This window comes from Enterococcus villorum (assembly GCF_007990225.1).
Taxonomy (GTDB): Bacteria; Bacillota; Bacilli; order Lactobacillales; family Enterococcaceae; genus Enterococcus_B; species Enterococcus_B villorum.
In genome coordinates this window covers 1-2,344 of the sequence record NZ_BJWF01000080.1, presented here as the reverse complement: position 1 = coordinate 2,344, position 2,344 = coordinate 1, and the positions used below count along the sequence as shown (strand labels likewise).

The 2,344-nt window shown below is 37.4% G+C and carries 1 protein-coding gene and 1 pseudogene; both read left to right on the top strand.

Annotated elements, in window-relative coordinates:
* Positions 1-170: 170 nt before the first annotated feature.
* Positions 171-764 (top strand): annotated as a pseudogene (locus EVI01_RS13320) (PhzF family phenazine biosynthesis protein); the annotation flags it as partial.
* 291 nt (positions 765-1,055) lie between these two features.
* On the top strand, positions 1,056-2,162 hold the full coding sequence (locus tag EVI01_RS13315; protein ID WP_010752588.1) for an alpha-hydroxy-acid oxidizing protein: 1,107 nt from the start codon (positions 1,056-1,058) through the stop codon (positions 2,160-2,162).
* Positions 2,163-2,344 lie beyond the last annotated feature (182 nt).

The window sequence follows — 2,344 nt, the reverse complement described above, 5'->3', positions numbered from 1 at the left end:
TATGAGAGCCAATACTTTGTTTATCCATGAACCGAATGATTAGGTTATCTCGGTTATATCGCTGAATGGCGACTTCTTAGATATCCCGTATCTCAGGCAAGAGGAAACTACATTAGGATCAAAGGGTTTTAAGTTCGTAAGGGCTCAGAACCCCGCAATTTTAATCGTGGGAGGTTCAGTTATGTGGGCATGCTACGTTAGCTACGGCATTTGTGTTGTTCAATTATTATGATATAAAACAAGAGACGATTCAGTTCACAAGTCAAAGTGGTGATCTTTTTGTCACTAAGAAGAAAGAAAAATACTACATGAATTTTCCGAGTATCATGCCTAAAAAAATAGAAATTTTATCAGCATATGAAACGGGATTGGGAGCAAAAATCCAAGAAGCTTATTTAGCACGTGACTTGTTTTTTGTTTTATCAGATGAGGAAACGGTCGAACAATTGCAACCTAATTTTTCAGAACTCAAAAACTTTGAGCGAGGAGTGGGCGTCATCGTCACCGCGAAGGGAACAACAGAAGACTTTGTTTCTAGAACCTTTTTTCCAAAACTAACCATCAATGAAGATCCTGTTTGTGGTTCTGCTCATGCTAATTTGATTCCCTATTGGGCAGATAAATTAGGAAAGAAGCAGATGATGGCACATCAACTTTCACCAAGAGGCGGTTATCTTGAATGTGAATTAATTGACAACCGTATAGTGATTGGTGGGGAAGCTGTTGTTTTTGCCAAAGGAGAAGCTTTTATTCCAGAAAAATAAAACAGTCATGTAATAAAATTTAAGAAAAAACAGTTCTTTGATAAACGAAAGAGTATGGAACAAATACCTATGTGAGATATGGGAGTTTGTTCCATTTCTTACTAGTAAAAAGAAAAAAATGAGTTTCTGAACAATTTATAAATAAATGCAATGCATTGTTTTTTTTGTTTTGCTTCTTTGTTGTGTGTTTCAAACAGATTATTTGCCTGTATCATTTTTGAGAGGTACCATAATAATGCAAACGCTATCATTAAATTCATATTTCTTATTATAAAGAAAGAAGGCTTTATTATGGAAAAAGTTTATCAAGCGGGTACGAATGAAGGAATTATTGATTTTATCAATATGGAAGATTTAGAAATGATGGCCACTCAAGTGATTCCAAATGGTGGATATGGATATATCAGTAGTGGTGCTGGTGATTTATTTACTTATCGTGAAAACCAGAAAGCTTTTAATCATCAATTGATTATCCCACATGTTTTGAAGGATGTTGAACTACCTGATACCACAACGTTTTTTTCTGATGAAACGCTGAGTGCTCCTATTATTATGGCACCGGTTGCTGCTCATGGATTAGCGCATGTACAAGCAGAAAAAGCTTCTGCTAAAGGGGTAGCCGATTTTGGAACGGTCTATACAGCTAGTTCTTACGCTTCGTGTACATTGGAAGAAATCAGAAATGCTGGTGGGGAAAAGGCACCACAATGGTTTCAATTTTACATGAGTAAAGATGATGGGATCAATTTAGATATATTAGAAATGGCGAAACGAAATGGAGCAAAAGCAGTGGTTCTCACCGCAGATGCAACAGTTGGTGGAAATCGTGAAACAGATCGAAGAAATGGGTTCACTTTTCCATTGCCGATGCCAATTGTCCAAGCTTATCAATCTGGCGTAGGGCAAACGATGGATGCCGTCTATAAATCCTCTAAACAAAAATTAAGTCCAAAAGATATTGAATTTATTACGACCCATTCGGAACTACCTATTTATGTGAAAGGTGTGCAGTCAGAAGAAGATGTTTATCGTTCAATTGATGCAGGAGCGCAAGGAATTTGGGTCTCCAATCACGGAGGAAGACAATTAGATGGTGGACCAGCTTCTTTTGATTCTTTACAATATGTAGCAGAAGCAGTGGATAAGCGGGTACCTATCGTATTTGACAGCGGTGTAAGACGAGGCCAACATGTGTTTAAAGCCATTGCCTCAGGGGCAGATATAGTAGCCATTGGTAGACCGGCTATTTATGGTCTTTCTTTAGGTGGTAGTATAGGAATCAAACAAGTATTTGATTTTTTCAAAACAGAACTTGAAATGGTGATGCAATTAGCTGGGACACAAACCGTTGAAGATATCAAGAAAGCTGTCCTGAGAGAAAATCGTTTTGGCTGTTAAAACAGTCAAGTGATAAATGCGTGATGAATAAGACAATAAAATTGAATTAATTAAAGAGTTTGATTTTTCAGATAAAAGATGCTTACGAACGATGAGGAAAATTTTGAGTTTCTCATCGTTTTTGATTTGCTCGGAGCTAAGCGGCTCTGTCACGACCTTATCCACGGTGTTCCATAGCCAGC

Coding starts and splice junctions, on each gene's coding strand:
- EVI01_RS13315 (WP_010752588.1), top strand. CDS start 1,056: ATGGAAAAAGTTTATCAAGCGGGTACGAATGAAGGAATTATTGATTTT.